This is a genomic window from Compostibacillus humi, assembly GCF_014637175.1.
Lineage (GTDB): Bacteria > Bacillota > Bacilli > Bacillales > Amphibacillaceae > Oceanobacillus > Oceanobacillus humi.
This window is the reverse complement of record NZ_BMEV01000144.1, coordinates 1-1,274: the sequence shown is the minus strand read 5'-3', so window position 1 is coordinate 1,274 and position 1,274 is coordinate 1. Positions and strand designations below refer to the sequence as shown.

Here is a 1,274-nt window from a genome sequence, read left to right as displayed (position 1 = left end):
ACATTATTTTTCCACCATGATAATAATAGATATTTTTAGGATTAAGAGATTTGATTTTTTTCAAGGACTGCTCAGCTTTTTCGATATCCAAACAATAGTGTGGATTTGCAATAGCCTTTTTATTCTCTTCATTAACCGCTGCATCACCCGTAATAACAGTATGTAATGAAGGAAAATATAAGGAAATATGACCGGAAGTGTGTCCAGGAGTTTCAATAATCGTACGTTATCCATCAAGAATTTTGTCGCCATCCACACTTTCATATCCACTGATACATGGCTTCAAGCTTTTTAATTGTTGAATAAACCATATGCCAAATTCTTTTTCTTCCTTTGATAACTTAGCCAACAAGTCTTCAGCTTGAACTAATCTCTCGCCTTTTTTTCACCGCTAATGAATTTGGACTCTATGTCACTAGCGATAATTTTTATCCAAGGATATTTTGTTTTAAAATCATATAACGAACCAATATGATCGTCGTCATAGTGAGTAATAATGATATTCTTTAAATTCTGCATTTGATAACCACTTTTTATTATTTCATTTTCAATCACTAGCATTGCATAAATTAAATCTAAAAACAAAAAATACTAAGAATGTTCAATTATTTAGTGGTTTGTCCATAAAAAAATCCTTTATACTGAATAGGACGGGTGGCTTCCTGTCCAAATCCAATATAAAGGAACCCATTATGGACAAGAATACACGATTATCATCATTTAGTAAATGGATTGCACCTATTCATTTTAAAAAAGTTTATGAACAAGCAGAAAATCTGAAACAAGATTATTACACAAAGAAACTAACGACAAAGGCATATATCAAACTTTTACTTTTCGCACAGCTTCATGAAACGGAAAGCCTGGAGGCAATGAGTGATGCATTACTTAATGATGACCTGCAAAAGGCACTCGGGTTTGAATCGATTAGTGCATCCCAGCTTTCGCGTAAAAACAATGAGGTAGACCCAGCGATTTTGGCAGCTTTGTTTCTGGATCTCGTCTATCAGATCCAGGGATTTCACAAAAAGCGACTGAATTCTTCCATGCCATTGAAGATCATTGATTCTAGCACATTGCCTCTTAATTTAACGAATTACAAATGGGCAACGTTTCGCAAAACAAAAGCTGGCGTGAAACTTCATTTAAGACTTGTATTCATGGATAAAAACACCGTTTATCCGGAAAAAGCAGCCATCACACCAGCAAAAGAACACGACCGAAATCAATTAGAAGTTCTCGTCGATGACAAAGAAGCCATGTATGTGTTTGAT

General features: G+C 34.6%; 1 protein-coding gene and 1 pseudogene. One reads left to right on the top strand and one right to left on the bottom strand.

Features of this window, described 5'->3' with window-relative positions; translation table 11 throughout:
• Nucleotides 1-561 (bottom strand): annotated as a pseudogene (locus IEV18_RS16955) (MBL fold metallo-hydrolase); the annotation flags it as partial.
• A 131-nt stretch (nucleotides 562-692) separates the two neighbouring features.
• On the opposite strand from IEV18_RS16955, the gene IEV18_RS16950 reads away from it, so the two are divergent.
• Nucleotides 693-1,274, top strand: a 582-nt coding sequence (locus IEV18_RS16950) for a DUF4372 domain-containing protein (RefSeq protein ID WP_188393511.1), incomplete at its 3' end; no start/stop codon positions are given.